The organism is Qipengyuania sp. CAU 1752, assembly GCF_054482615.1.
Map to the genome: position 1 here is coordinate 1,414,726 of NZ_JBTLRE010000001.1, position 24,923 is coordinate 1,439,648.

Here is a 24,923-nt window from a genome sequence, read left to right on the forward strand (position 1 = left end):
ACGTGGGCGCGGGTCCTTTCCGGTTCGACCTTGGCATAACTGCAATGCCGGCGCGACGGCGCGGTTCCGCCGATCGGTCACGGCAGGCCTTACAGAAGCCTTAGCTGTCCGCCCTGCGGGGGTTTTCGGAAGGCCGAACAATCGAGTTCGAAATGGGTCTTGCCAATTCCTGCGCGCTTGCAGGCGAGGGCGAAGCGGGCACGGAACAGGTCGGCCCAGACCCCGCTCGGCTTGAGGCGGCTGAAAAAGCTGGGATCGTTGTCCTTTCCGTCACGGATTGAGCGGACGATGCTCATCACTTTACCCGCGCGATCGGGATAATGAACCTGCAGCCATTCGCGAAAAAGTGGCGCCACTTCATGCGGCAAGCGTAATGGGATCCAGCCAACCGAATCCACGCCGAGCGCGGCGGCGCGCTGGACGATTTCCTCCATGAATTCGTCGGTGATCGCGGGGATGACCGGCGCAACTGAGCAATGGGTCGGAATGCCGGCCGAGGCTAGCTTGCCCAATGCGGCGAGCCGCTTGGCCGGCGAAGCGGCGCGCGGTTCCAACTTGCCCGACAGCACCGGATCGAGCGAGGTGACCGAGATCGCCACCGCCACCAGCCGCTTGCGTGCCATTTCCTCGAGCAGGTCGAGATCGGCCAGAACGCGGTCGGACTTGGTGGTAATCGTTACCGGATGCCGCGCGTCGAGACAGACCTCCAGCACTTCGCGCGTGATATGGTAACGTGCCTCGATTGGCTGGTAGGGATCGGTATTGGTCCCCATGGCGATAGGGCGCGGCGTATATTTCGGCTTTGCCAAGGTCTCACGCAGGAGCGCGGCGGCATTGGGCTTGGCGAACAGGCGGGTTTCGAAATCGAGGCCTGGTGAAAGATCGTGATAGGCGTGGGTGGGGCGAGCAAAACAGTAGACGCAGCCGTGTTCGCACCCGCGATAGGCATTGATCGAGCGGTCGAAGAAGATGTCAGGCGAGCGGTTGAAACTGAGGATCGACTTGGGTCGTTCTTCGACTACCTGCGTGCGTAGCCTGGGCGGTTTGCCGTCGAGGATCTCCACATGATCCCGCCAGTCGCCGTCGGCCTCGCAAGTAATGGATTCAAAGCGCTGCGAAAGCGCAGAGGACTGCGCTCCGCGACCATGCATCGCTTTTTCGACTCGCTCGCTCATAACTTCGACGAAATAGAACAAAAAAGGAACATCAGCAATCGAAATGGTTTTGCATCGTGCCAGCTTGAAGCTAGCCTTCGCCCAATGGAGCGGAAATCCACCTATACGCTGACGGAGAAGGACGCGGTCGCCGCTGCGCGGATCGCGGTTCGATTGAATCTCTCGCGTCCATCAATGCTGGCTGTGCTCGTCGGGCTTTATGTAGCGATCCTCGTCCTGTTGCTTTTCCTGATCGGGTTTGCGCGATGGATGGAGTTGCTGATTGCCGCACTGCTGGCACCGCCCATTGCGGTTTGGTTGATTTATCGCTTTCTGCTGCCGTTCCAGGCTCGGTCGCATTTCCGCCAGAGCAAGGCGCTCCGATGTGAAAACGTAGTCTTATGGGACGCGCAATCGGTGTCTCTGGAAAGTGATTTCGGTCGTTCTCAACTAGCATGGTCCGACTATCGACGGATCGTCGAGCGCGGCCGGTTTTTCATGCTTTTCCAGAGCGATATGCTCTACAACATCGTCCCCAAGGATGTGTTCGACGAGGCCCAGCTCGAAGATTTCCGCAAATGTGCAGGATTGAAAGTGACCGCTGCGGTCAAAACCTAGCGTTCGCGCAATCGGGGCATCAGTTCAATGAAGTTGCACGGCCGATTGCGGCTGTCGAGCTGGGAGTCGAGGATCCCGTCCCAGCCGTCTTTGACTGCGCCGTTGGAGCCTGGCAGGGCGAATATGTAGGTTCCGCGCGCAACCACCGCACAGGCACGAGATTGCAATGTGCTGGTCCCGATCGTCTTGTAGCTTATCGCCCGAAACAGCTCGCCAAAGCCTGGAATATCCTTGCTCTTGATCCGGTCGAGCGCTTCGGGAGTGACATCGCGGCCGGTCAGCCCGGTACCACCTGTGGTAATAATGGCGTCGATTTCCTCGTCGTCGATCCAACGGTGCAAATGCGCGGCAATTTCCTCGACGCTGTCATGGCTGATTTCGCGAGCAACGAGTTCGTGGCCCTTGGCCTCGATCCGCTCGGCCAGGATATCACCCGACGTATCGTCAGCGCGGGTCCGGGTATCCGAAACAGTCAGCAAGGCGATCCGAACTGGTACAAATGGCAGGCTCTCGTCGATTGCCATTTTTGTGGTCCCCCTCAATCCGCCCGGGCGAGTAGAACGGCGTCGCTTCCAGCAAGGCCGGGGAAGGTCGGCCACTTGCCTTCGGCCAACGCCTTGCGGCTTGAACTGGTAGCGTCGGCCTGCCGCTCGTACATCCAGTAATTGCGCATCACGATAGCAACATAGCCGCGGGTTTCCCAATAGGGGATGCTTTCCATGTAAAGCAGCGCATCGCCCTGGTCGCGGACTTCGCTGTTCCACCGCGTGATGGGAGAAAGTCCGGCGTTGTAGGCCGCCATGATCTTGGGCAGAAGCCCACCGGTGGCGCCACTGTCGCGCAGCATTTGCAGATGTTTCTGCCCAAAGGCGAGATTGATTTCGGGCCGCGAAAGATCACTCGCGGTGCCTCGAACACCAATCTTGCTGGCATGATCCTGCGCTGCAGCGGGCATGATCTGCATCAGGCCGCGTGCGCCGGCCGGGCTGACGACGCGGGGGCGGAAATTCGATTCCTGCAAAGTATGGGCATAGGCCAGGGCCGGATCGACCTGCCAGCCGTCGACCGGCTGCCAGCGCGGCGCGGGAAAACGCAATGCCGGCTCAGGTGTCGCTCCGCGTGGGACATTGTGGGCCATCCACAGCTGGGTAGACGGGAGCCCAAGTTCACGTGCCAGGCGGGAAAGCGCCTCGAAATTCGACGGATCGCCGATGCGCGCCTCATGGCGGAGTACTTCGTCCGACAGGTCGTCGCGCCCAATCTCGGCCAGCGCGACGGCGGCGCGGATATTGTCATTAGCGCGCAAGCGCTGCCAATCGGAGGGGGACATATCGGGGCTCGATCCGGCATCGGGAAGCTGCTGGCCGAGCCGTTCGCGGGCCAGCATTCCATACAGCGTTTCGTGCATCATCGCCGCACCGCGCAATTGCTCGGCAGCCTTTTCAGGCTCGCGGCAACGCACCAGCGCGCGCGAGGCCCAATAGTGTGCGGCCGCGCCCAGTTCGGGATTGGTCGAATAGGCTGCGGCCCGGCGAAAGCCTTCGCCAGCCTGGTGGCAATCGCCCAGCCGCCAGGCGGCCAGCCCTGCGACCCACTCGCCTTCGGCAACCCAGGCACCCGACCCGTCGAGGGCGACCGTCTTGGCCAATGCCAGCGCGGCGGCATCCTGGTTTTCGATGTAGTAGCTCCACGCCACGCGCTTGCGCCATTCGGCGCGTGCAGCGGAACTCAACGAGGCATCGATACCATCGAGCAGCAAGCGCGCCCCGTCGGGATCGTCATTTTTGATGCGTTCGAGGATGGCGCTGCGGATCGAATCCGGCATGGTCCCGTCCTCGACACTGCGCGGAGCGATCCGCTTGCTGATCGAAGGCTGCCGGCTGAAACCCTGCTCTTGCGGCAGGTAAGGCGCGGACATCAGCCCGCGCTTGACGCCAAGATTGCCGATCTGTTCAGCCATTGGCAGGCGGGAGCCACGTGCAAGCCAGGCCTGGATCCGTGGCAACTCGACCCGCGGACTGTTGGCGTGGAGATAATATTCCGCCAGCGCGACCTGGTGCAGCGGCCCGTCCTCGCGCTCGGCCAGCAATTGCTCGACCGAGTCCCAGCGCTCGTTCTCGATCGCTTGGAACAGCGCCGCGTAATAGGTCTTCTCCGGCCCGCTGAGCAGGACCGGAATGTTGGTGTTGTGCGCGCGGGCGCGAAAATACTCGGCTGCGGAAGAATTGGCGTGAGCCTGCGGGGTGATAACGAACATCGTCGAGGCGATGCACGCCACTGCGGCGAACGGACGAAGTATGCGTTTTGCGACCATCTCAGCTATCCGTAAATTTGAGCCACTGTTGCCAGAAACGCGCCTTGTATCCGGCCCGTTGGGCGAGATTTGAAAGGTTGCGCGTCGACATCAGAGGAATGCTGAGCTTCTCTTGGTTAAAAACTGGTAAAGATGCAGAGTCTTGCGCCGGTTCGTGCGGAATTAACGCCGAGACGTCGCGACCGAACACCAGCAGGCGGCGCGGTGCCACCAAAGTGATGTGATGCGCAAGCAATGCGCCGTAGCCTGTGGCTCCGACTTCGGTCCAATCGGGCCGCAGAGTATGACGCGGCAGGGCAGAGGCGACATATACCGCATCGCTCGCCATCCCGGCAGCGCGCAGGAAGCCATCCAGCAATCGTCCCTGCGGCCCCGAAAGCAGCTCGCTTGTATCGCTTTCTTCAGGCTGACCTGTCACGATCATCAACTCTGCCTGAGCCGTTCCGCATGGAGCGATGCGGGGGTAGGCGCCCGCCGGGGCAAATTTTTCGTCCTTGGTCCACCAGCGCTGGAATTCCGCGAGATCTTTCGGCCAGGTCGAGACATCGCCGGGCACGCGTGCCAAACCCTCTATCGCGGCGCCGGGCGGCGGCGCGGGAGGAATCTTCTCAATCGGTTTGGGCTGGGGAGCAGGCTCGACCGTAGCGTCAGCGACAGGAAGCTCGATTTCGCTGTCGAGCCAGCCACTCGGTTTGTCGAGCGCGTCGATGTCCACCCCGGCCAGTCGCCACCAGTCAATTGCGCCAGCAATATCATTTGCCGAAGGGGGGGGTGATTGAACGCTCATGTCCTGCTCCGCCTCTTGACCTCAACGCCCCCAGCAATCAAGGCATTCCACATAATTTCACCCGAGGATGACAGGGGCCAGAGCAAGACCATGATCGAACGCGAATCCATGCCATGCGACATCGTGATTGTGGGCGGAGGCGTCGCCGGACTTTCCGCCGCAATCCGGATCAAGCAGCTGAACGAGGAACTCGAAGTTGTCGTGCTCGAAAAGGGCTCGGAGATCGGCGCGCATATCCTCTCGGGCGCGGTGGTTGATCCCAAGGCGCTTGATGAATTGCTGCCTGAATGGCGCGACATGGATTGCCCTATGTCGCAGACCCCGGTGACCGACAATTGGCACTGGGTACTGTCGAAGAATGGCAAGTTCGGCATGCCGCATCTCGCCATGCCGCCGTTCCTGTCGAATAATGGCTGCTACACCGGTTCGCTCGGAAATCTCACCCGCTGGCTCGGCGAACAGGCCGAGGGGCTGGGCGTGATGGTTTTTCCTGGCTTTCCCGCCTCGGAAGTCATGTTTGACGATAGCGGCGCGGTCAAAGGCGTCATCACGCAGGACATGGGCATTGCCGAGGATGGCAGCCACAAGGGCGAGTTCCAGCCGGGCATGGAGATCGAGGCCAAGTATACCTTCTTCGCCGAGGGCGTGCGCGGCAATCTGACCAAGAAGATGAAGGCGAAATTCGATCTCGAGGCGGATTGCCAACCGCAGGTCTATGGCCTTGGCATCAAGGAATTGTGGGATATCGATCCCGACAAGCATGTCCCTGGGCGGGTTATCCACACGCAGGGCTGGCCGCTGAGTGAAAGCAATAGCTGGGGCGGAGGCTTCCTCTATCATCAGGCTGACGGCCAGGTCGCCTTGGGCTTCGTCACTGCGCTTGATTACGAGAATCCTTGGGTCTCTCCCTACCAGGAATTCCAGCGCTGGAAGCAGCACCCGGCGATCCGCGAATATCTCGAAGGCGGCAAGCGGGTCGCCTATGGCGCGCGCGCCATCAACGAAGGTGGCTGGCAATCGGTGCCCAAGCTGGCCTTCCCCGGCGGCGCGCTGATTGGCTGCGCTGCGGGCTTCGTGAACGTGCCGCGCATCAAGGGCAGCCATACTGCGATGAAGAGCGGGATGCTGGCCGCCGAAGCTGCGGTCGAAGCCATCGCTGGTGGGCGCGAGCACGATGCGCTCGACAGCTACGACACTACGCTGCGCGACAGCTGGATCGCGACCGAACTGAAGAAGGTCAAGAATGCGCAGCCTGCGGTAGCCAAGTTTGGCGGCGATCTCGGTACGGTCCTGGCCGGGGTCGACATGTGGATGCGCCAGCTCAAGATCGGCCTGCCGATTACGATGAAGCACGAGCCGGATTATACCCACACCGGGCGCGCCGATCTTTACGCCAAGATCGACTATCCCAAGCCCGATGGCGAGATCACGTTCGATCGGCTGACCAATGTCGCCTATAGCTACACCAACCATGCCGAGGATCAGCCCAACCACCTCAAGGTCTGCGACATGGAATTGCAGAAGGTGAGCGAGCTGGGCATCTATGGCGGCCCTTCGACCCGTTATTGCCCGGCAGGTGTTTATGAATGGCTGGTCGACGAGGACAGCGGCGAGCCGAAGTTCCAGATCAATTCGCAGAACTGCGTCCACTGCAAGACCTGCGATATCAAGGATCCGAACCAGAATATCGAATGGACCACGCCCGAAGGCGGGGGCGGCCCGAACTATCCCAACATGTGATCGCGGCGCACGCGTTTCTCAAACCGCCGGGAACTGCATCCAGTGACTCTGGTCGAAACAGCCTACGCCAAGATCAACCTCGCGCTGCATGTACGACGGCGGCGCGAGGACGGGTATCACGAGCTTGAGACGCTGTTCGCTTTCGTCGATGGCGGTGACGTGCTGACAGCACGCCGGGCGGAGCAGGATACCGTTCGAACGTTTGGCGCATTTGCTGATCAACTAACTGATCCATTTAGTAATATCGTCGCCAAGGCTTTGTCGAAACTGCCGCATGATGGCGGTATCTCTATCGATCTGGAGAAGAACTTGCCGGTCGCGGCCGGGTTGGGCGGAGGCTCTGCCGATGCCGGCGCTATTTTCCGGATTGTTGAGCAATGGCCCGGACTTCCCGGCGACTGGCGGGAGCGGGCCGCGGAGTTGGGGGCAGACGTTCCCGCCTGCGTCGAAAGCGTCGCTTGCATCGGCCGCGGCACGGGTACCGATTTGGAACCCGTTGCCAATGACCTTGCCGGCATGGCCGTCTTGCTCGTCAATCCCCGCCAACCGCTTTCGACCGCACAGGTGTTCACCGCCTGGGATGGAGTTGATCGCGGGCCTTTGCCTTCAGGAACTGTTGAAGAGATAGCAGTCGGCGGGCGTAACGACCTAGAAACTGCGGCCATCTCGTGCTGCCCGGACATTGCCGATGTTCTTGAAACACTGCGGGAAACCGAGGCGTTTCTCGTGCGTATGTCTGGTTCAGGCGCGACCTGTTTTGCGCTTTTTCGCAGTCATGACGTCATGCGCAAAGCCGCAGAAAAGCTAACGATCGCGCGTCCCCGCTGGTGGCAGATGCAAGGAAGCCTTCGATGATCCTCGACGATAATCCGTACCGCCAGGTGGGCGAGCCGGTTCCCGGCAAGATCGTGTGCGTGGCGGATCACGCATCGACCTATGTACCCGATGACATCGAGCTTGGCATCGACCAGGCCCTGCTCGAAACGCACATAGGCTACGATATCGGCACCATGGGCATCGCCGAACGGCTTGCGCGGCGCCATGGCATTCCGGCTCATATCGCCTGCGTCAGCCGCCTCGTGTGCGACTTTCATCGCCGCGAGGACGAAGCCGGCGTCATGCCCACCACCAGCGATGGGCACCTGATCGCGGGCAATATCGGCGCCGACCTAGAGAACCGCCTGGAGAAATATTACCGACCTTATCACGCCGCGCTTGCCGCCTGGCTCGATGCAGCAAGGCCCGAACTGATCGTGGCGCTGCACAGTTTCACGCCCGAACTGGAGACAAGCACTGAGGAACGGCCGTGGGAGGTTGCACTGCTCTACAACCAGGATGACAGTGCCGCCCGTCACGCCATCCGCCTGTTCGCCGAAGAGGGGCTGACCGTTGGCGACAACCAGCCCTATTCGGGCAAGCAGCTCAATGCGACCATGGATCGCCACGCCGAGGCGCATGGGCGACCTTATCTCACGATCGAAATCCGGCAGGATCTGATCACCACAGAGGCTGAGCAGGCACGCTGGGCGGCGCTGATCGCCGACGTCGCCAATCGAACCGCCTTGGCGCTGAAGGGTGTCTAGGGCGCGCTAAAGCCTGTGTGCGCTTGAATAAAGCCGTCAACACGGCGAAAGCTGGGGCAACGGGAGGTTCAAACGCGTGACGCAGAAATTCGACAAGTCCAGGCTGCCCAGTCGCCACGTCTCGGTTGGCCCCGAGCGTGCTCCGCATCGATCCTATTACTATGCCATGGGCCTCACCGAAGAGGAGATCGCGCGGCCCTTCGTCGGAGTCGTCAGCGCGGGCAATGACAGCGCACCGTGCAACACGACGCTCGACGCACAGGCAGATATCGCGCGTCGGGGCGTCGAAGAAGGTGGCGGCATGCCGCGCCGGTTCAACACGATCACCGTAACCGATGGCATCGCGATGGGCCACCAGGGCATGAAGAGCTCGCTGGTCAGCCGCGAGGTCATTGCGGATTCGGTCGAGCTGTCGGTGCGCGGACATTGCTATGATGCGCTGGTTACCTTTGCCGGTTGCGACAAGAGCCTGCCGGGCATGATGATGGCGATGTTGCGCCTCAACGTGCCGTCGATCTTCGTTTATGGTGGCTCGATCCTGCCGGGCCGGTTCCACGACAAGGACGTGACCGTGGTCGATGTGTTCGAAATGGTCGGCCAGCATGCGGCGGGCAATTGCCCGCTCAAGGAACTGACCGCGCTGGAGAAGGTCGCCTGCCCGGGACACGGCGCGTGCGGAGGCCAGTTTACCGCCAACACCATGGCCTGTGTCGGCGAGGCCATCGGATTGTCCTTGCCAAACAGTAACATGACTCCTGCTCCTTACAAGTCTCGCGAGGATATTGCAGTTGCAGCCGGACGACAGGTGATGGCGCTGCTGGAGAGCAATCTGCGGCCGCGCGACATCTGCACGCGCGCCGCCTTCGAGAACGCGGCGCGGGTCGTGGCAGCCACCGGCGGCTCGACCAATGCTGCCTTGCACCTGCCCGCAATGGCCAGCGAATGCGGCATCGAATTCGACCTTTTCGACGTAGCAGAGATTTTTAAATCAACACCTTACATCGCTGACCTCAAGCCAGGCGGACGCTATGTCGCGAAGGACATGCACGAAGCGGGCGGCGTCTACATGGCGATGAAGACATTGCTTGATGGCGGGTTCATCGATCCCGAACCAATGACTGTCACCGGCAAGACGCTGGGCGAGAATATCGACGAGATAACTTGGAACCCCGACCAGAAGGTCTTCTACGAAGTGTCGCGCCCGATCACACCTACCGGCGGTGTCGTTGGACTCAAGGGCTCGCTCGCTCCCGAAGGTGCGATCGTGAAGGTCGCAGGCATGGACCGATTGCAGTTCAGCGGGCCCGCGCGCGTGTTCGATTGCGAGGAGGACGCGTTCAGCGCGGTCGAGAATCGTGACATTGCCGAAGGCTGTGTCATCGTGATCCGCTACGAAGGACCCAAGGGCGGGCCCGGGATGCGCGAAATGCTCGCCACGACGGCGGCGCTTTATGGACAGGGCATGGGCGAAAAGGTGGCGCTGATCACCGACGGACGCTTCTCGGGCGCAACACGCGGATTCTGCATTGGCCATGTTGGCCCCGAGGCGGCCGATGGCGGCCCGATTGCGCTGGTCGAAGACGGTGACACGATCACGATCGATGCAGTCGCAGGGACGATTGATCTCGACGTCGATGCCGCGGTGCTCGCTGAACGTCGCAAGGCATGGCAGCCCCGGACCAATGACTACCAGGCGGGAGCGCTCTGGCGTTATGCTCAAGGGGTCGGGCCTGCTTATCAGGGTGCGGTGACCCATCCCGGTGCCAAGGCGGAGCGACATGTCTATGCGGACATATAACTCGCTGGTACTCGCGTCTGTCCTGGCCGCGTGTTCGGGCGGCGAGGCAGCGGACGAGACTGCGGTCGAACCGGGGGACCAGAAGCTTGCCTGTGCTATCGGATCGGGTGCGGAATTGACCGACAGCTGCACGTTTCAGCGAGTCGAGCAGGACGGCACTGTCATATACCGCGTCAATCATCCCGGTGGCGGATTTCGTTTGTTCGAACTGGCCCAGGATGGCAGCGGCCTGGTTCCACATGATGGAGCGGATGGGGCTGTGAACAGGCTGGAAAATGACCAGCTCGAAGTCCAAGTGGGCGAGGACCGCTACCTTTTTCCGGCACGGCTCAATGCGCAGTGAAGCCGTTTCCAACCAGGTCCTGACCGTCGCACAGATGCAGGCGGCAGAACAGAAATTGATCGGCGCCGGTACGTCGGTAGATGATCTGATGCGCCTCGCGGGCGAGGGTGCCGCCCATTGGGTCTGGCGATTGGCCGCCGGGCGCCCTGTCACGGTGTTGTGCGGCCCCGGCAATAATGGCGGCGATGGATACGTCATCGCGGCCGAGATCGCGAAGCGCGGTGCCGATGTGAAGGTGGTTGCACCCATTGCTCCGGCAACAGATGCAGCGAAGAACTCAGCGACGAAATATTCTGGTTCAGTGGTTCAATCTGCGGGCCAGGCAAAAGGCGAAGTCCTTGTCGATTGTCTGTTCGGTAGCGGGCTCTCGCGTCCGCTTTCGGACGATCTGGACAACCTGCTGGACGGGCTGTGGGTCTCGCACCGCAAGCGCATCGCCATAGATGTGGCGAGCGGCGTATCTGCCGACAGTGGCGAGGCCATTGCCGCCGACGCGGAAGTGCGGCCCTACGACATGACCATCGCGCTGGGCGCATGGAAACGCGCGCACTGGTCCGGTCCGTCAGCGTCCCATTGTGGTCACAGGGTATTGGTCGATATCGGGATTGCCGACCAAACGGTGCAGGAAAAGGTCTTTCAGCGCCCCAAGATCGAACCCCCGCCGCCTGATACGCACAAATACAGGCGCGGACTGGTGGCTGTCGTTGCCGGTGAAATGCCGGGAGCGGCGACGTTGGCAGCGATGGCTGCGTTGGGGGCAGGTGCTGGCTATGTGAAACTGTTTGGCGATGCTTCCTTTGCTAACCTGCCTGCCGATCTCGTCATCGATAACGGCTTGCTTGCGGAAAGTCTTGGAGATGATCGGATCGATGCTGTCCTGGTGGGGCCGGGGCTCGGTCGGTCGTTGACTGCACGCGACCGGGTTTGCGCTGTGCTCGAAAGCGGTCGCCCGGCCGTAGTCGATGCCGATGCGCTCATGCTGCTTGGTCCCGACCTTCTCGAGGGCATTGACACAAGCCGGATTGTCATCACTCCGCATGAGGGCGAACTGGCCGCGCTCTGCTCATCCTTTGCCGTGCAAGGAGCGAACAAACGCGCAGGCGCTGAACATCTTGCAGAAGCCACCGGACTGACGGTTCTTGCCAAGGGGCCGGACACTATCCTTTGCTCGGTGCATGGTGTCGGATATTTCCCGCGCGGCTCTGAGTGGCTGTCGGTCGCGGGCAGCGGCGATGTCCTGGCCGGGATTGTGGCGAGCCGATATGCTGCTGGAAATGGCGATCCGGCAATCGCTGCCGGCGAAGCGGTGTGGCTCCATCATGAAGCTGCGCGACAGGCAGGCGTGGCTTTTTCGGCCAGCAAGCTGGCGCACCGTGTATCGAGCGCCTACGCGACGTTCCTGTGAGCAATCCGAATGAAATTATCCGCATCGCCGCGCGGGGCGATGGTGTGACTGCGGACGGTCGCCATGCGACCGGCGGTGTGCCAGGTGATATCCTGCAGTCCGACGGCTCGCTTATCCATGGTCCGCACCGTGCCGTGCCGCCTTGCCGTCACTTCGAGCGCTGCGGCGGTTGCCAATTGCAGCACGTCGACGAACCGGCGTTGGCGCAATTCGTAACCGAACGGGTGACCTACGCAGCCGAAGGCCAGGGGATCGTGCCCGCTACCGTCCTGCCCGCACATTTGTCACCTCCGCAGGCGCGGCGGCGTGCGACGTTGCATGCTGCGCGGCGAGGAAAGTCAGTCCAACTCGGCTATCGCGAAGGGCGGTCGCATATCATCGTTGACCTCGCCGAATGTCCGGTGCTCCGGCCCGAACTGTTCGCACTTGTCCAGCCGCTGCGCGAGTTGCTGCAAAGCTGGGAAGGGCGATTGGCTGCCGATATCGAGCTTGCGTCGATCGATCAGGGCGCCGTCTGCACGATCAAGGGACTGCGCGCCGAAAACCTTGCCCAGACCGAGGCCTTGCTTGATTTTGCCCGCGATCAGGGCTTGGCGAGATTGTCTGTCGATGATGGATACGGCCCAGAGACCGTGTGGGAGCCCGAACCTGCCACCGTAACCTTGGGCGGCGTAGCTGTGACCTTCCCCGCCGAAGGTTTCCTCCAGGCGACGCAGGATGGCGAAGCGGCACTGGTGGAGGCGGCGCGCGAGTGGCTGGCGGGCTATTCGCCGATCGCCGATCTGTTTGCCGGGCTTGGCACCTTCGCGCTCGCCTTGGCAGGTCCGGGCAAGGTACTGGCGGCTGAGGCATCACGCGACGTGCATCTGGCCTGTCAGGCTGCGGCGCGGATGGCCGGCAAGCCGGTGTTCGCCCAGCACCGCGACCTGTTTCGCAATCCATTGATGGCGGATGAGATCGGCAAGTTCGGCGCGGTGTTGCTCGACCCCCCCCGTGCCGGGGCGCGCGAACAGATCGAACAGATCGCCGACAGCTCGATTGGCCGGGTGGTTTACGTCAGTTGCAATCCGGCCAGCTGGGCCAAGGATGCCAAGCGGTTAGTCGATGCCGGTTTCAAGCTGGAGGCGGTCAAGCCCGTAGGTCAGTTTCGCTGGTCGACCCATGTCGAACTGGCGAGCCTGTTTACCCGCTGATCATCCTCGCAAAACCTGAAGGATCGCTTTTTCGAGCCAGGCACGCGCGTGATCTTCCGCGAATGCATGGCTGGCACCTTCACAGCGCTGGATGCGGCCATCGTCCGGGTCCCAGGCGCTTTCGAAGACTTGGGCAGTCCGATCGGCACCGGCGAGTACAATACGGACATCGCCATGGAACCGGGCCAGCCCAGCCTCCATCCGTTGTGCAAGCCCGCTTGGTGCTGAATCCTTCTTTGATGCTGCCCGCAAGCCCTTGAGAAGCTTTGTTATGTTTACGCCGCCGGTCAGAAGGCGCAGCAACTCGCGCGGGTTCTTCAATTTCTTCGCATAGCGGGCCCGAACTGCCGCCGGGGGCGGGGTAGATTCAGCCTCATCCTCGATCGTCCAGGGGTTGGACAGAACAAGCGCGTTGCAGCCCGCTCCTCCGGCCAGCATCAGCGCACTTGCTGCATCGCAATTGCCGAAGCCAACGACGCGTGTGACCGATGGGGCAACCGCTTGGAATGCTTCCACGGCGGCGCGTATATCGGCTTCACTGCCGGTGTATCCGCTGTTCTCTCCCTCGCTGTCGCCGATCCCTCGGCGATCGTAACGGAATACCGGAAAGCCAGCTCGGGCGATTTTCTCGGCCAGCTTTGCCTGCCCCGCGAACGCTCCGGACCTGATCTCGTTGCCGCCGCTGACGAGCAACAAGCCAGTCGCGGAGGGCGCGGTGTCGAGCGTCGCTGCAAGGGTGTCACCTTCGCAGTTGAAGGTCAGGTGCAGACGGCTCATTCGTGGCCCCCAGCGCTATCTACGGCGATGGCGATGACAGCTGCCAGCGCGTCCGCCTGTTCCGGATCGTTGTCCGGTTCAGCGCGCAGCCAAAGCGGCTTTCCGCCAACCATCGACTGCTCGATCCGGATACGGATCGGGCTTTCGGCGACTTGAGCTTTTTCGAGCTGCGCGAACATGTCCGGCCCTATGTGCCAGCCGGCCAGTTCCAGACCTCCGCTGCGGCCCAGCTCCATCAGTGCATCGGTGGTCTCTTCGCGACCGGCCTCGCGCGCGGCGATGATGCGGGCGCGGACCATGCCGCGCAGCACCTGTTGGCCGGTCATCGGAGCGTAGTCCCACCCGGGCACTCCGACCGGCACCAGCAACGCCCCCGCACGCACGGACAGGAACCGCGAAGGCCGGAAATGCGCGATTGCCGCCTTGATGGAGTCGCGCCAGCTCTCGAGGCTCTGGCCTGAGAGGGCCTTTGTGCTCTCGTTTTGTCCGGGCAAGTCGGGCAGGACGCTGTCGATGCCGGAAAGGTCCAGTCGCCGCATAACCTCGACCAGCTGGTGGCGCATCTTGTTGTGTTCGTCGAATAGTGGCGGAATCACGAGCACGCGATGTTTGCGCCCCTCGTCGAACAAGCGCGCCATCTCGTCATGAACTGTCCCGCCGGGAAGCGGGCAGGGCCATTCAGCATAGATGGGCAATGTCAGTCCCCGACGACCTTGGCTTCGGCAAAGGCCAGCAGGCCGCCAAATGTTTCGAGCATTTCGCCATCGACATCATCATCCTCGATCAGGATATCGAGCCGGTCCTCAAGTTCGGTCAGCAGACCTGCAACGGCCATGGAATCGAGCTCGGGCAAGTGACCGAACAAGCCCGTATCGGCATCGAACTCTGCCACATCTGCGGCGTCGAGGCCGAGGACATCGCACAGCACCGAGCGCAATGCGCTGTCGATCTTGGCCCGGCTTTCCCCGAGCGCATCTTTGCCGTCCTTGGTCGGATCGGTGGCCATTGATTGTCCCGTCAGCCCCTGAAACAGGCTGGCTCCCTAGCTTTGTGCGGGTTTACGCGCAAGTCGCGTCAAGACCCGCTTGCCGAGAGGCGGCCACGCCCTAGGTTGGCGCGGATCGAAGCAATCGATGCGAAAGCGAGGGCGCACTTCTTCCATCCAGTCTGCCTTGTACCGATCATCGCCGGTTCCGAAATCGACAAGCGTCACCTTGTCGATATCGATCACGTGCTCGAACAATGCCGCACTCAGCGTGGTCCCTGCCGAGAGGGATTTATGCGCCTCCAGGTGCGCGAGCTTGTGGATGTAAGCGATGCCATTCTCGACGGTCCAGAATTGCGCCGCGACCGGTACGCCTTCGTGGCGTGCGATGGCGAGTCGGATGCGACCTGCAGCCCCTTCCTGCTCGGCAAAACGGCGCAGGATATCAGGTGTGTCCTCGGCCGGTTTCCAACTGCTGGCATAGACGGCTTCATAGGCGTCCCAGGCGGCAGCATCGAATTGGGAGAGCAGTTCGACGCTGACTTTCTTCGCCTTGCGCTTGAGCGTTGTGCGCATCCGTCCGGGGCGCTCGGCCCAATATTCGGCGAAACTGCGTCCCTTAACGGTCAGCACGTGATTAACGTCGCATTGTTCGCGAAAGACCCGCCATCCGGCGCTGCGAAAGGCGGTTTCGAGACGCGTGGCAGAGCCGTCCTCATCTGGAACGGGCCACAGCGTGACCCGGTGCGACTGGCGACGCAAATCACGCGCCAGACTGGTGAGCAGACGTTCGCCTTTTGGCCCGGAAGGCGCAAGTTGGCGCCAGGTGAAACTGTACCAATGTGTCAGTGGTTCGAGCCGGCCATTGGCGCGGGTCAGCGGCAGGGCGGCATAGTGCTCGCCATCGCTCGCCATTGCCAGCAACGCAGGTTTGCGCTCGGCCAGCAGCGCGAACCATTCGGGCCTGTCGAAAGGAGATGCGTTAGCGGTCATCATCCCTTGCAAGACATTAACCCTGTCGTGATAGCTGGCAGCAATCGCAGTCACTAAACCCCTTTCGGAAAAAAGCCAGATGTCCCAAACGCCCGACCCGATGCCCCGGCCGCTCGATCACCTTGCCGAATGCGGCCAGGACGATGCGCCCGCGCTGGTCCTGCGCGGGGAGACCCTTAGCTATCACGCCTTAAGAACCCGTATCGCTGCGCTTGCATCCTGGCTGGGTGCACAATTGCCCGATAGCGGTGAGGACGAGGGGGCGCGGGTTGCCAGCTGGGCGTCGAAGGGGGCGCTCACCTGCCTGTTGCCGCTAGCGTGCGCGCGGGCCGGGCTAGTTCATGTCCCGATCAATCCGCTGCTTAAGCGCGCTCAAGCGGCTCACATACTGGCCGACAGCGGAGCAAGGCTCATCCTCGGCACGGCTGCGCGGCTGAAATCGCTGGAACCGGGCGATGTGCCCGAAACCTGCGCTACCTTGGACGAGCAGGCGGTGTGGGACGGCGTGGCTGCGCATGACGGCGCAATGGGTCTGTCTGATGCCGATCCAGGGTCATTGGCAGCAATACTGTATACCAGCGGTTCGACCGGCCAGCCAAAGGGAGTGATGCTCAGTCATGCCAATATGTGGCTCGGCGCGGTGAGCGTGGCGCATTACCTGGGGCTGGAGGCCGACGACGTGACGCTCGCCGTCCTGCCGCTCAGTTTCGATTATGGCCAAAGCCAGCTTCTTTCGACCTGGCATGCGGGCGGCTGTGTCGTGCCGCTCGACTATCTGATGCCGCGCGACGTTGTAAAAGCCTGCATTCGCCACCGGGTCACTACGCTGGCCGCAGTGCCACCGCTGTGGGTGCAACTGACCGAGATCGACTGGCCGCAGGAGGCGGTCGAACCCATGCGCCGGATGACCAACTCGGGCGGCGTGCTGACAGGAGATCTGGTCCGCAGCCTGCGCTCGATCTTTCCGCAAGCGCGGCTGTTCCCCATGTATGGCCTGACCGAGGCTTTTCGTTCGACCTATCTCGACCCCGCCTTGGTCGACAGTCACCCGACCTCGATGGGTACAGCCATTCCCTTCGCCGAGATACTTGTCATCAATGACGATGGCGACGTTACTTCGGCGGGTGAGGAAGGCGAACTGGTCCATTGCGGCCCCCTGGTGGCGCAAGGATATTGGCAGGACGCCAAGCGGACTGCGGAGCGGTTCAAGCCAGCGCCCGCAGGTTCGAGCTATGGCGGTATGGCGGTGTGGTCTGGCGACCGGGTTCGGCGGGACGGCGACGGTCTGCTCTATTTCGTTGGGCGGCGCGACGCGATGATCAAGAGCGCTGGCAATCGCATAAGCCCGCAGGAAATCGAGGATGCAGCAAGAGCGACGGGGCTGGTGGTCGAAGCGGTCGCGCTTGGCGTGGCCGATGATCGGCTGGGACAGGCGGTCCACCTGGTCGTGCGGCCCGCCGCAGATGTGCAGAATGCGCAGGCAGCTTTGCCCAAGGCGCTGGCCCGCGAATTGCCCAACTTCATGCAGCCGCAAGTCATTCACTGGCGTGAAGTTCTCCCTCTCAACCCCAATGGCAAGCTTGACCGCACCGCCATTGCACGGGAGATCGGGGCATGACTGCGAAGGATAATCCGCTTGAAAAGCCGCCCGGTAAGCCGCTCGGACCCATTCCGCCCGGGTTCGAGACAATTGATGGCGAACTGGCGATCGGAGGGCTGACGGCAAGCCAGCTTGCCACCAGCGCGGGGGGCACGCCTGTGTTCGTCTATTCGCGCAGCGTTATCGAGACGACATTGGCGGTTTTGCGCGAGGCAATGCCCGACCGACTGCATATCAATTACGCGATAAAGGCCAATTCGCACCCCGATGTGCTGCGTTTCATGGCAGACAAGGTCGATGGCTACGATATTGCCTCGGGTGGGGAACTGGCGATGATCAAGGACGCCGGAATTGACCCGGCGCGGGTCAGTTTCGCAGGGCCGGGCAAACGCGACGAGGAATTGCGCGCAGCAATCGCGGCTGGCGTTACCCTTAATCTCGAATCCGAAAATGAAGCTGCCCGTGCGCTGGCGCTGGGAGAAAAGCTCGGTACTACGCCCAGGCTCGCCATCCGCGTCAATCCCGATTTCGACATGAAGGGCTCGGGGATGAAGATGGGCGGCGGGGCCAAGCCGTTCGGGATCGATGCTGACCGCGTGCCGACGCTGGCCCGCGAAATCATCGCCGCAGGAGCCGAATGGCGCGGCTTGCATATCTATACTGGCAGCCAGGCGCTGTCGGCCGATGCCATCATCGAAACGCAGGCCAACGTCCTTGTCCTTGCAGACAGGATTGCAGGTGAGGTCGGCCAAGCCTTGCCCAAGCTCAACATGGGGGGCGGCTTCGGCATTCCGTATTTCCATGGCGACCAGACGCTCGACATAGAGGCTATCGGTGCTGCGTTGGAGGAACGGTTTGCGCAGCTTTCGGCAAGCCTTGTTGACGCGCATCTTTGCATTGAACTGGGGCGTTATCTGGTTGGATTGGCAGGGGTTTACCTGTCGCGTGTGGTCGACCGCAAGGTGAGTCATGGTGAAACCTTCCTGGTGACAGATGGTGGCTTGCATCACCAGCTCGCCGCCTCGGGCAATTTCGGAACCGTGGTTCGCCGCAATTATCCTGCCGCCATCGCGTCCCGCTTCGACGCCGAGCCCGAGGAAGTCGCCCATATCGTCGGCTGCCTGTGTACCCCGCTCGACAGGCTTTCCGACAAGGGGTTTTTCCCTCGCGCCGAGGTCGGCGATATCGTCGCCATTTTCTGCGCCGGTGCCTACGGCGCGAGCGCATCTCCGGCGCAGTTCCTCGGCCAGGGGCCGGCGCGAGAACTGCTCGTTTAGGTTACCGCGCGCTTAACCTTTACAGCGGTGCTGTCCCGTATTGGGAACGACGCTGACAAGCTCTCGAAAGCTAACGGGATATTCACCCTTTTTAGCGAGAAACGCTGCCAAATCGCAGGGACCCGTCTGTCCGTAGTTCGGCGGATGGCAGGGTCCTGCACCTGGCCAAGGATGCGTTTCGATGTCGATTACCCGAGTACCTCTTCTTCTGACTGGTAGCACGATGGCCGCGCTGGCGCTGGCCGGTTGCGCCGCTGGCGGCGGGCAGGAACTGCCACCTGCCAACTTCGTCGCCCTTCAGGAAGGGCCGAGCCAGGAATATGTCATTGGCCCGCTTGACGAACTGTCGATCCACGTTTGGCGCAACCCCGAACTGGGCGCCGAGAAAATCCAGGTCCGCCCTGATGGCCGGATCACCATTCCGCTCGTCACCGACATGCCCGCCGTGGGCAAGACCCCGGCCATGTTGCAGGAGGATATTCGCCTCCACCTATCGCAATATATCGAGCAGCCGATCGTGTCGGTCATAGTTAACAAGTTTGCCGGCACTTTCAGCCAGCAGGTGCGGGTGATCGGCGCAACGGCGCAGCCGGCCTCGATCAACTACCGCGCCAATATGACCGTGCTCGATGCCATGATCGCGGTCGGGGGCTTGAGCGAATTTGCCGCCGGCAATCGTGCCAAGCTGATCCGGCGCGACCAGAAAACCGGCCAGCAGACCGAGTATGCCTTGCGGCTAAGTGACCTGCTGCGCAAGGGCGACAGCAAGGCCAACGTCCTGCTCGCCCCCGGTGACGTCATCATCATCCCTGAAAGCACCTTCTGAAGGCGATCTGACGCATGAACGAAGTCTTCGAAGAACTCCGCGCAGCGCTCTATTCGGCTTGGGCCCGAAAGTGGCTGGTGCTGGGCGTCGCTTGGGGCGTGTGCCTGGCCGGCTGGCTGGTCGTGGCGATGATCCCGAACACCTACGAATCCAAGGCCAAGATCTTCGTCCAGCTCGACGATATCCTGAGCAAGCAGACCGGCATCGCCGGCAGCGACAAGGCTGACATCCAGCGCGTGCGCCAGACACTCGCCAGCGCCTCGACGCTGGAGAAGGTCATCCGCTCGACCAAGCTGGGCGAGGGCGTCACCACGCCGCAGCAGATGGAGCGCGAAATCGGCTCCTTGAGCGAGGCGGTGACGGTCAAAAGTGAGGAGGACAATCTCTTCGAAATTAACGCCAAGATCGGCAAGGGGCACCTGTCCGATCCCGAGAATGCGCGACTGTCCCAGGACGTGGTGCAGAAACTGCTCGATATCTTCCGGGAAGAAAACATCGCCGGCAATCGCGGCGAAGTGGCCGAGGCGGTCGCGGTGCTTGATTCGCAACTCAACGACAGGGCGAAAGAACTCGAATCCGCTGAAGCCCGACTGATGGCGTTCGAAACCGAACATCCCGAACTGGTGGGCGGCGCCAACGCCATTTCCGGCCGGATCATCCAGACTCGCGCCGAACTGCGCGGAGTTGATGCAGACATCGCCGCGGCACAAAGCGCGCTTGCCGCCATCAATGGTCAGATCGCCGGGACTCCGCAGACGCTGCCGGGGTCCGCAGGATCGGGCACCGCCGCTGGCGCCTATGCCCAGGCTCAGGCCCAAGTTGCGCAACTGCGTTCGCGCGGGCTGACCAATAATCACCCCGATATGCAGGCAGCGATCCGGCAGATGGAATTGCTGCGCCAGCAGGCAGCCCGTGAAAGCGGATCGGGGGCAGCCGTCGGGATACCCAATCCGGCCTACAGCTCGCTGATTTCAATCAAGGCCGAACGGCAGGCTAACGTGCAGGCGCTGCTCGCCCGCAAGGCGGCCTTGCAGGCCGAGATCTCGATGGGAATGGCAGACCAGGCAAGCGAACCGGCACTCGCCGCGGAGGCCCAGCGCATCGGTCGTGATTACGAGGTGCTTAAGAAAAAATATGACGAGTTGCTGCAGGATCGCGAAGAACTGCAATTGCGCAGCAATCTCGAAACCGAACGCAGCTCGTTCCGCTTCGACGTGATCGATGCGCCGGCCCTGCCGCTCAAACCGGCTGCGCCAAACCGTCCGCTGCTGTTGTTCGGCGTGCTGATACTTGGTGTCGGCGCTGGCGTGGGGTCAGCCTTTGCCATGACCCAGCTCAAATCGACTTTCGCCACCACGTCCGGCCTCGAAAGGGCGCTGGGACTACCGGTTCTCGGCGCGATTTCGAACAGCCTCACACCTGACCAACGCGCCCAGGAAGCCAAGAAGACGCGCATGTTCTTTGCCGGGGCAGGGGCGCTTGGCGCGGTGTTGCTGGTGTTGCTGGCTATCGAATTCATCCAGGTCGGCAGTGTGGCCTGAGGAGAGGGATAATGACCGAACAGAAGAAAATCCCGCTCCCCGGCGAGAAGTTGACCAGCGAGAACGCATCAGGCGAAAGCTCGCTGCTGGAGAAAGCCAGTGGCGCGTTCGGGCTTGATCGCCTGGGCGTTGCACCAGTCCCCGGAAGGCTTGCAGATCGGCCCATGAAACGGGCCAGAAAAGTCGAGCGAACGGCAGACGAGGCGACATTGGCTGACCCCGCCGCCGCCGAACCCGCGACGCCGCCGAACGCACAATTGCCGGTCCCTACGACCACGCCCACGCCACCAGCGGTCATCGAAAACAAGCCGCTATCGCGCGCCTTCAATGGGACGAGCTACAAGATCGATCGTCAGCATCTGCGCGATCAGGGCCTGATTGACCCGAGTGGTCCGGTCAGCGAGTTGCTTGAAGAATTCCGTATCGTGAAACGCCAGTTGCTCGCCGCTGCCAAGACCCGCGGCAATGCGCTGTCGCGCCGCATCCTGGTGACTTCACCGCATCAGGATGAAGGCAAGACATTCTGCGCGGTCAACTTGGCCATCGCGATGGCAGCCGAACGCGACATGGAAGTGCTGCTGGTAGACGCCGACATCGCCAAACCTTCGGTGCTCTCGACGCTCGGCCTGCCCAAAGGGGCCGGGTTCATGGATGCACTGGCCAACCCGAATGTGCCGGTCGAAGACCTCGTTATCGGGACCGATATTCCCAACTTGTGGGTGCTTCCTGCCGGCAACACCACCAACCAGGACGCAGAATATCTTGCCGGTGAAGTGACGCTGGAGGTGCTCGAGCGACTGACTATCGGGCGCCCTGACCGGATCGTGATTTTCGACAGCCCGCCTGCCTTGGCTGCATCACCTGCTGCAGAACTTGCCAAGCATGTCGGCCAGACCGTCCTGATCGCCCGTGCCGACCAGACCGGACGCAACGCGATCGAGGATTCGTGCCAGCTTCTCGCTTCGTGTGACGACATCAAGCTGCTGCTCAATGCCACCAATTTCAGCCCGAGCGGTCGTCGCTTCGGCTCGTATTACGAATGAGGGGGGACGATCGATGAAACGCGTCCATTATCTAGCATCCGTCGCGGCCGTTGCTTTGGCTCTGCCTGCCGCTGCGCAGGCCCAGTTCTATGCCGGGGACGATGCCGTCTCCGGCGGGGGTTCGGGCGAAGGCCCGCCTGCGGCTTCGAACAGCAACGGTGACAGCCGCCGCGATGCACCGGTGCGCAAGCGCGCGCAGGTCCAGCCATATATCGAAGCCAGCCACGTAGTGGCCGCTGAACTCTCTCCCGGTGACGATGTGGTGACCTATAGCCAGGTCGCCGCGGGCGTGGACGCCAGTGTGCAGGGCCGCAACAACGGCGGCTCGGTCTCGCTGCGCTACGAGCGCAATATCGGATATGACGACGCAGTCCTCGACAGCGACACGGTGACTGGCGTCGCGCGCGGCTATGCCACGATTGTCCCCAATGAACTGACGGTGGAGGCCGGAGCGCTCGCTGCCCGGACCCAGGTCGACAATGGCGGCGGATCGAGCCTCGATGCCGTCGAAGGGCTGGGCAATGACAGCGAAAGCCGCATCTATTCGGCCTATGCCGGACCCAATGTCACCGCCAAGCTGGGGGCGGCCGATGTCACGGCCGCCTATCGTTTCGGCTACACCCGCGTCGAAGCGCCTGACGCGGTCGTTACCGCTCCCGGTGCTCCGCCGGTCGATGTTTTCGATGAAAGCACGCTGCATTCAGCCCACGCCCGCGTTGGCATCGATCCTGAAGCTGGGGTACCCGTTGGTGCCGGCATCGGAGCTGGGTATTACCAGGAAGACGTCGACAATCTCGACCAGCGTGTGCGCGATTCCTATGTCCGGGGCGACGTCACCGTGCCGGTGGGGCGCACCGTGCGCCTGGTGGGCGGCATCGGCTATGAAGATGTCGAGGTCTCAAGCCGCGATGTGCTACGCGATGGGGCCGGACTGCCGGTTGTCGATGGCACTGGCCGGTTTGTAACCGACGAGAGTTCGCCGCGCCGGATCGCCTTTGAAACCGACGGGCTGATTTGGGATGTAGGCGTGCTTTGGCGTCCCTCAACCCGCACCTCCTTCGCTGCGCATTACGGTCGCCGTTATGACAGTGATACCTATTACGGCAGCTTTGCCTATGCGCCCGACAGCCGCAGCTCGGTCAATGTCTCGGTCTATGATCGCCTGTCCGGCTTCGGCGGCGCGATCAACAATGCACTGGTCGCCTTGCCGACCGATTTCGAGGCCACGCGTAACGCCGTGACCGGCGATCTTAGCGGCTGCGTCAGCAGCCTCGAGGGCGGCAATTGTTTTGGCGGTTCGCTCGCCTCGGTGCGTAGCTCCGCCTTCCGCAGTCGCGGCGGCGTGCTGACCTATTCGCAGGCAGTGGGCCGGATGAGCGCAGGCTTTGGACTTGGCTATGATCGGCGCACATTCATCGCCGCGCCGGGCTCGGTTCTCGCAGCAGCTGATGGCCTGACTGAGGAAAGCTATTACGGCAATTTGTTCGTGTCCGGTCCGGTTGGACGCAGCGCCGGGTTCACGGTCAACGCCTATGGCGCGTACCTGACAAGCGATTTCACCGATGGCGACGCGACCGTGCTCGGCACATCGGCCAGCTATAATCAGCAAGTTTATCAGGGCCTTTCGGCCCGTGCCGCCGTTTCGCTCGACTATCTCGACAGCGAGACGGTCGGTGAAGACCTCAAGACCGCGTCGGCCCTGGTTGGCCTTCGCTACGATTTCTGAGCCCGCGAAAGGACGAGGGAAATGTTCGATGATTTCTATGGCCTGACTGGGCGACCCTTTCAGCTCACGCCCGATCCGGATTTCTATTTTGAGAGCGCGACCCATCGCAAGGCGTTGTCTTATCTCGGCTACGGACTTGCACAGGGTGAAGGCTTCATTGTCATCACCGGCGAGATCGGGTCGGGCAAGTCGACACTGGTCGCGCATCTCATGAAAAAAATTGATCCTGCCCAGATGACGGTGGGGCATGTCGTCACCAGCAATCTGGATGGCGAGGAACTGGTTCATGTCGTCGCACAAAGCTTCGGGCTGGATATCGAAGGGCGTGACAAGGCCAGTGCGCTGGGCGCGATCGAGGATTTCCTGCACGAGGAAGCGCGCGAGGGCCGCCGCTGTCTGCTGGTAGTAGACGAATCGCAGAACCTCAGCATCGAAGCGCTGGAAGAACTGCGGATGATGTCGAACTTCCAGCTCGGCTCGCACCCCTTGCTGCAGCAATTATTGCTCGGGCAACCCGAGTTCAAGGACGTGCTGGCCAATCACGGCGAGCTCGAACAGCTGCGCCAGCGCGTGATCGCAGCGCATCACCTCGGCCCAATGGAATCCGAAGAACTGCAGCCCTACATCGAGCATCGCCTCGGTTGTGTCGGCTGGGACGGAAACCCGGCCTTCGACCAGCGCGTGTTTGCCGAGATGTACCAGGCCACTGGCGGCATACCGCGGCGGGTCAACCAGGTTGCAACGCGCCTGTTGCTGCTGGGCGCCGTCGAGCAACGGACCAGGATCGATAATGCGATGCTGACCGCCGTGCTCAACGAGATGCAGAGTGATAACGCCTTTCCCGAAGCGGCACCGTCGCCGATGGCAAAGGTCCAGCGCGGACCTGCGCCTGGCCCGATCAAGCACGCTCTTGCTGAAACCGGGACACCGGCGGCGTTCGAGCAACCGCTCTCGGCAGCAGCGGACGAGGCACGCACGGATGAGGAAGCGCGCAGGTTCGAAGCACTGCTTGCCGAGCGAGACGCCCAGATCGCAGCTTTGCAGGAGGCGGTTGATGCGCTGTCCCAGGTAGAACAGGCGACGATGCCGGCCGATACGCAGGACCGCATCGAACATCTCGAAAACAGGCTTGCCGAACAGGAACAGAGCGTCCGGCAGGTGCTGGCGATGATGATCGAATGGATCGAAGGGCAAAGCCGCCGCGCTGCCTGATCGAGGGC

23 protein-coding genes are annotated in these 24,923 nt (G+C 62.0%); 15 read left to right on the top strand and 8 right to left on the bottom strand.

Annotated elements, in window-relative coordinates:
- Positions 1-89: 89 nt before the first annotated feature.
- Positions 90-1,175, bottom strand: a complete 1,086-nt coding sequence (locus ACXYL9_RS06925; RefSeq protein WP_459038848.1) for a PA0069 family radical SAM protein — start codon at positions 1,173-1,175, stop codon at positions 90-92.
- On the opposite strand from ACXYL9_RS06925, the gene ACXYL9_RS06930 reads away from it, so the two are divergent.
- Entirely contained in the window at positions 1,146-1,772 is a 627-nt protein-coding gene (locus tag ACXYL9_RS06930) for a YcxB family protein (protein WP_459038849.1), read from the top strand. The genes ACXYL9_RS06925 and ACXYL9_RS06930 overlap by 30 nt on opposite strands.
- On the opposite strand, the gene moaB is transcribed toward ACXYL9_RS06930, so the two are convergent.
- The 3 genes from moaB to ACXYL9_RS06945 are packed head-to-tail and all read right to left on the bottom strand — an operon-like array spanning position 1,769 to position 4,873.
- Positions 1,769-2,296, bottom strand: coding sequence for a molybdenum cofactor biosynthesis protein B (gene moaB / locus ACXYL9_RS06935; RefSeq protein WP_459038850.1), 528 nt, complete (start codon positions 2,294-2,296; stop codon positions 1,769-1,771). The two genes, ACXYL9_RS06930 and moaB, sit on opposite strands and share 4 nt — an antisense overlap.
- A 14-nt stretch (positions 2,297-2,310) precedes the next feature.
- Positions 2,311-4,086, bottom strand: coding sequence for a transglycosylase SLT domain-containing protein (locus tag ACXYL9_RS06940; protein ID WP_459038851.1), 1,776 nt, complete (start codon positions 4,084-4,086; stop codon positions 2,311-2,313).
- A 1-nt stretch (position 4,087) separates the two neighbouring features.
- On the bottom strand, positions 4,088-4,873 hold the full coding sequence (locus ACXYL9_RS06945; protein WP_459038852.1) for a uracil-DNA glycosylase family protein: 786 nt from the start codon (positions 4,871-4,873) through the stop codon (positions 4,088-4,090).
- A 90-nt stretch (positions 4,874-4,963) separates the two neighbouring features.
- On the opposite strand from ACXYL9_RS06945, the gene ACXYL9_RS06950 reads away from it, so the two are divergent.
- From ACXYL9_RS06950 to ACXYL9_RS06980, 7 genes are all read left to right on the top strand, one after another.
- Positions 4,964-6,613, top strand: a complete 1,650-nt coding sequence (locus ACXYL9_RS06950) for an electron transfer flavoprotein-ubiquinone oxidoreductase (RefSeq protein WP_459038853.1) — start codon at positions 4,964-4,966, stop codon at positions 6,611-6,613.
- Between the two features lie 42 nt (positions 6,614-6,655).
- On the top strand, positions 6,656-7,468 hold the full coding sequence (locus tag ACXYL9_RS06955; RefSeq protein WP_459038854.1) for a 4-(cytidine 5'-diphospho)-2-C-methyl-D-erythritol kinase: 813 nt from the start codon (positions 6,656-6,658) through the stop codon (positions 7,466-7,468).
- Positions 7,465-8,196 carry an N-formylglutamate amidohydrolase gene (locus ACXYL9_RS06960; RefSeq protein ID WP_459038855.1) on the top strand — a complete coding sequence of 244 codons (732 nt, stop codon included), beginning with the start codon at positions 7,465-7,467 and terminating at the stop codon, positions 8,194-8,196. Before ACXYL9_RS06955 ends, ACXYL9_RS06960 begins: the two co-directional genes overlap by 4 nt.
- A gap of 76 nt (positions 8,197-8,272) precedes the next feature.
- Positions 8,273-9,994: a dihydroxy-acid dehydratase gene (gene ilvD / locus ACXYL9_RS06965; RefSeq protein WP_459038856.1), complete on the top strand. Its 1,722-nt coding sequence runs from the start codon at positions 8,273-8,275 to the stop codon at positions 9,992-9,994.
- Entirely contained in the window at positions 9,975-10,337 is a 363-nt protein-coding gene (locus ACXYL9_RS06970) for a hypothetical protein (protein WP_459038857.1), read from the top strand. The genes ilvD and ACXYL9_RS06970 overlap by 20 nt, the downstream gene beginning before the upstream one ends.
- Positions 10,327-11,742, top strand: coding sequence for an NAD(P)H-hydrate epimerase (locus tag ACXYL9_RS06975; RefSeq protein WP_459038858.1), 1,416 nt, complete (start codon positions 10,327-10,329; stop codon positions 11,740-11,742). The genes ACXYL9_RS06970 and ACXYL9_RS06975 overlap by 11 nt, the downstream gene beginning before the upstream one ends.
- A complete protein-coding gene (locus ACXYL9_RS06980) occupies positions 11,739-12,935 on the top strand; it encodes a class I SAM-dependent RNA methyltransferase (protein ID WP_459038859.1) in 1,197 nt (398 codons plus the stop codon). The genes ACXYL9_RS06975 and ACXYL9_RS06980 overlap by 4 nt, the downstream gene beginning before the upstream one ends.
- Here ACXYL9_RS06980 and ACXYL9_RS06985 read toward each other — a convergent pair whose 3' ends face one another.
- Genes ACXYL9_RS06985 through ACXYL9_RS07000 form a run of 4 tightly spaced genes read right to left on the bottom strand, consistent with a single transcriptional unit; the run spans position 12,936 to position 15,744 of the window.
- The gene (locus tag ACXYL9_RS06985; protein ID WP_459038860.1) at positions 12,936-13,712 is read right to left on the bottom strand and encodes a hydrolase 1, exosortase A system-associated; all 777 of its coding nucleotides are present in this window, start codon (positions 13,710-13,712) and stop codon (positions 12,936-12,938) included.
- On the bottom strand, positions 13,709-14,407 hold the full coding sequence (locus tag ACXYL9_RS06990; RefSeq protein ID WP_459038861.1) for a hypothetical protein: 699 nt from the start codon (positions 14,405-14,407) through the stop codon (positions 13,709-13,711). Before ACXYL9_RS06990 ends, ACXYL9_RS06985 begins: the two co-directional genes overlap by 4 nt.
- Positions 14,408-14,409: 2 nt before the next feature.
- Positions 14,410-14,718, bottom strand: a complete 309-nt coding sequence (locus ACXYL9_RS06995) for an acyl carrier protein (RefSeq protein WP_459038862.1) — start codon at positions 14,716-14,718, stop codon at positions 14,410-14,412.
- 36 nt (positions 14,719-14,754) lie between these two features.
- The gene (locus tag ACXYL9_RS07000) at positions 14,755-15,744 is read right to left on the bottom strand and encodes a GNAT family N-acetyltransferase (RefSeq protein ID WP_459038863.1); all 990 of its coding nucleotides are present in this window, start codon (positions 15,742-15,744) and stop codon (positions 14,755-14,757) included.
- A 25-nt stretch (positions 15,745-15,769) separates the two neighbouring features.
- Here ACXYL9_RS07000 and ACXYL9_RS07005 point away from each other — a divergent pair, with 25 nt between their 5' ends.
- From ACXYL9_RS07005 to ACXYL9_RS07035, 7 genes are all read left to right on the top strand, one after another.
- The gene (locus tag ACXYL9_RS07005) at positions 15,770-17,308 is read left to right on the top strand and encodes an acyl-CoA ligase (AMP-forming), exosortase A system-associated (RefSeq protein WP_459038864.1); all 1,539 of its coding nucleotides are present in this window, start codon (positions 15,770-15,772) and stop codon (positions 17,306-17,308) included.
- A complete protein-coding gene (locus tag ACXYL9_RS07010) occupies positions 17,305-18,567 on the top strand; it encodes a pyridoxal-dependent decarboxylase, exosortase A system-associated (protein ID WP_459038865.1) in 1,263 nt (420 codons plus the stop codon). Before ACXYL9_RS07005 ends, ACXYL9_RS07010 begins: the two co-directional genes overlap by 4 nt.
- Before the next feature lie 181 nt (positions 18,568-18,748).
- Positions 18,749-19,393, top strand: a complete 645-nt coding sequence (locus tag ACXYL9_RS07015; protein WP_459038866.1) for an XrtA/PEP-CTERM system exopolysaccharide export protein — start codon at positions 18,749-18,751, stop codon at positions 19,391-19,393.
- 14 nt (positions 19,394-19,407) lie between these two features.
- The gene (locus ACXYL9_RS07020) at positions 19,408-20,934 is read left to right on the top strand and encodes an XrtA system polysaccharide chain length determinant (protein ID WP_459038867.1); all 1,527 of its coding nucleotides are present in this window, start codon (positions 19,408-19,410) and stop codon (positions 20,932-20,934) included.
- Between the two features lie 11 nt (positions 20,935-20,945).
- Positions 20,946-21,977, top strand: coding sequence for a P-loop NTPase family protein (locus tag ACXYL9_RS07025; RefSeq protein ID WP_459038868.1), 1,032 nt, complete (start codon positions 20,946-20,948; stop codon positions 21,975-21,977).
- A 13-nt stretch (positions 21,978-21,990) separates the two neighbouring features.
- Positions 21,991-23,703, top strand: a complete 1,713-nt coding sequence (locus ACXYL9_RS07030) for a preprotein translocase subunit YajC (RefSeq protein ID WP_459038869.1) — start codon at positions 21,991-21,993, stop codon at positions 23,701-23,703.
- A gap of 21 nt (positions 23,704-23,724) precedes the next feature.
- The gene (locus ACXYL9_RS07035) at positions 23,725-24,915 is read left to right on the top strand and encodes an XrtA/PEP-CTERM system-associated ATPase (RefSeq protein WP_459038870.1); all 1,191 of its coding nucleotides are present in this window, start codon (positions 23,725-23,727) and stop codon (positions 24,913-24,915) included.
- The last annotated feature ends 8 nt before the right edge of the window (positions 24,916-24,923 follow it).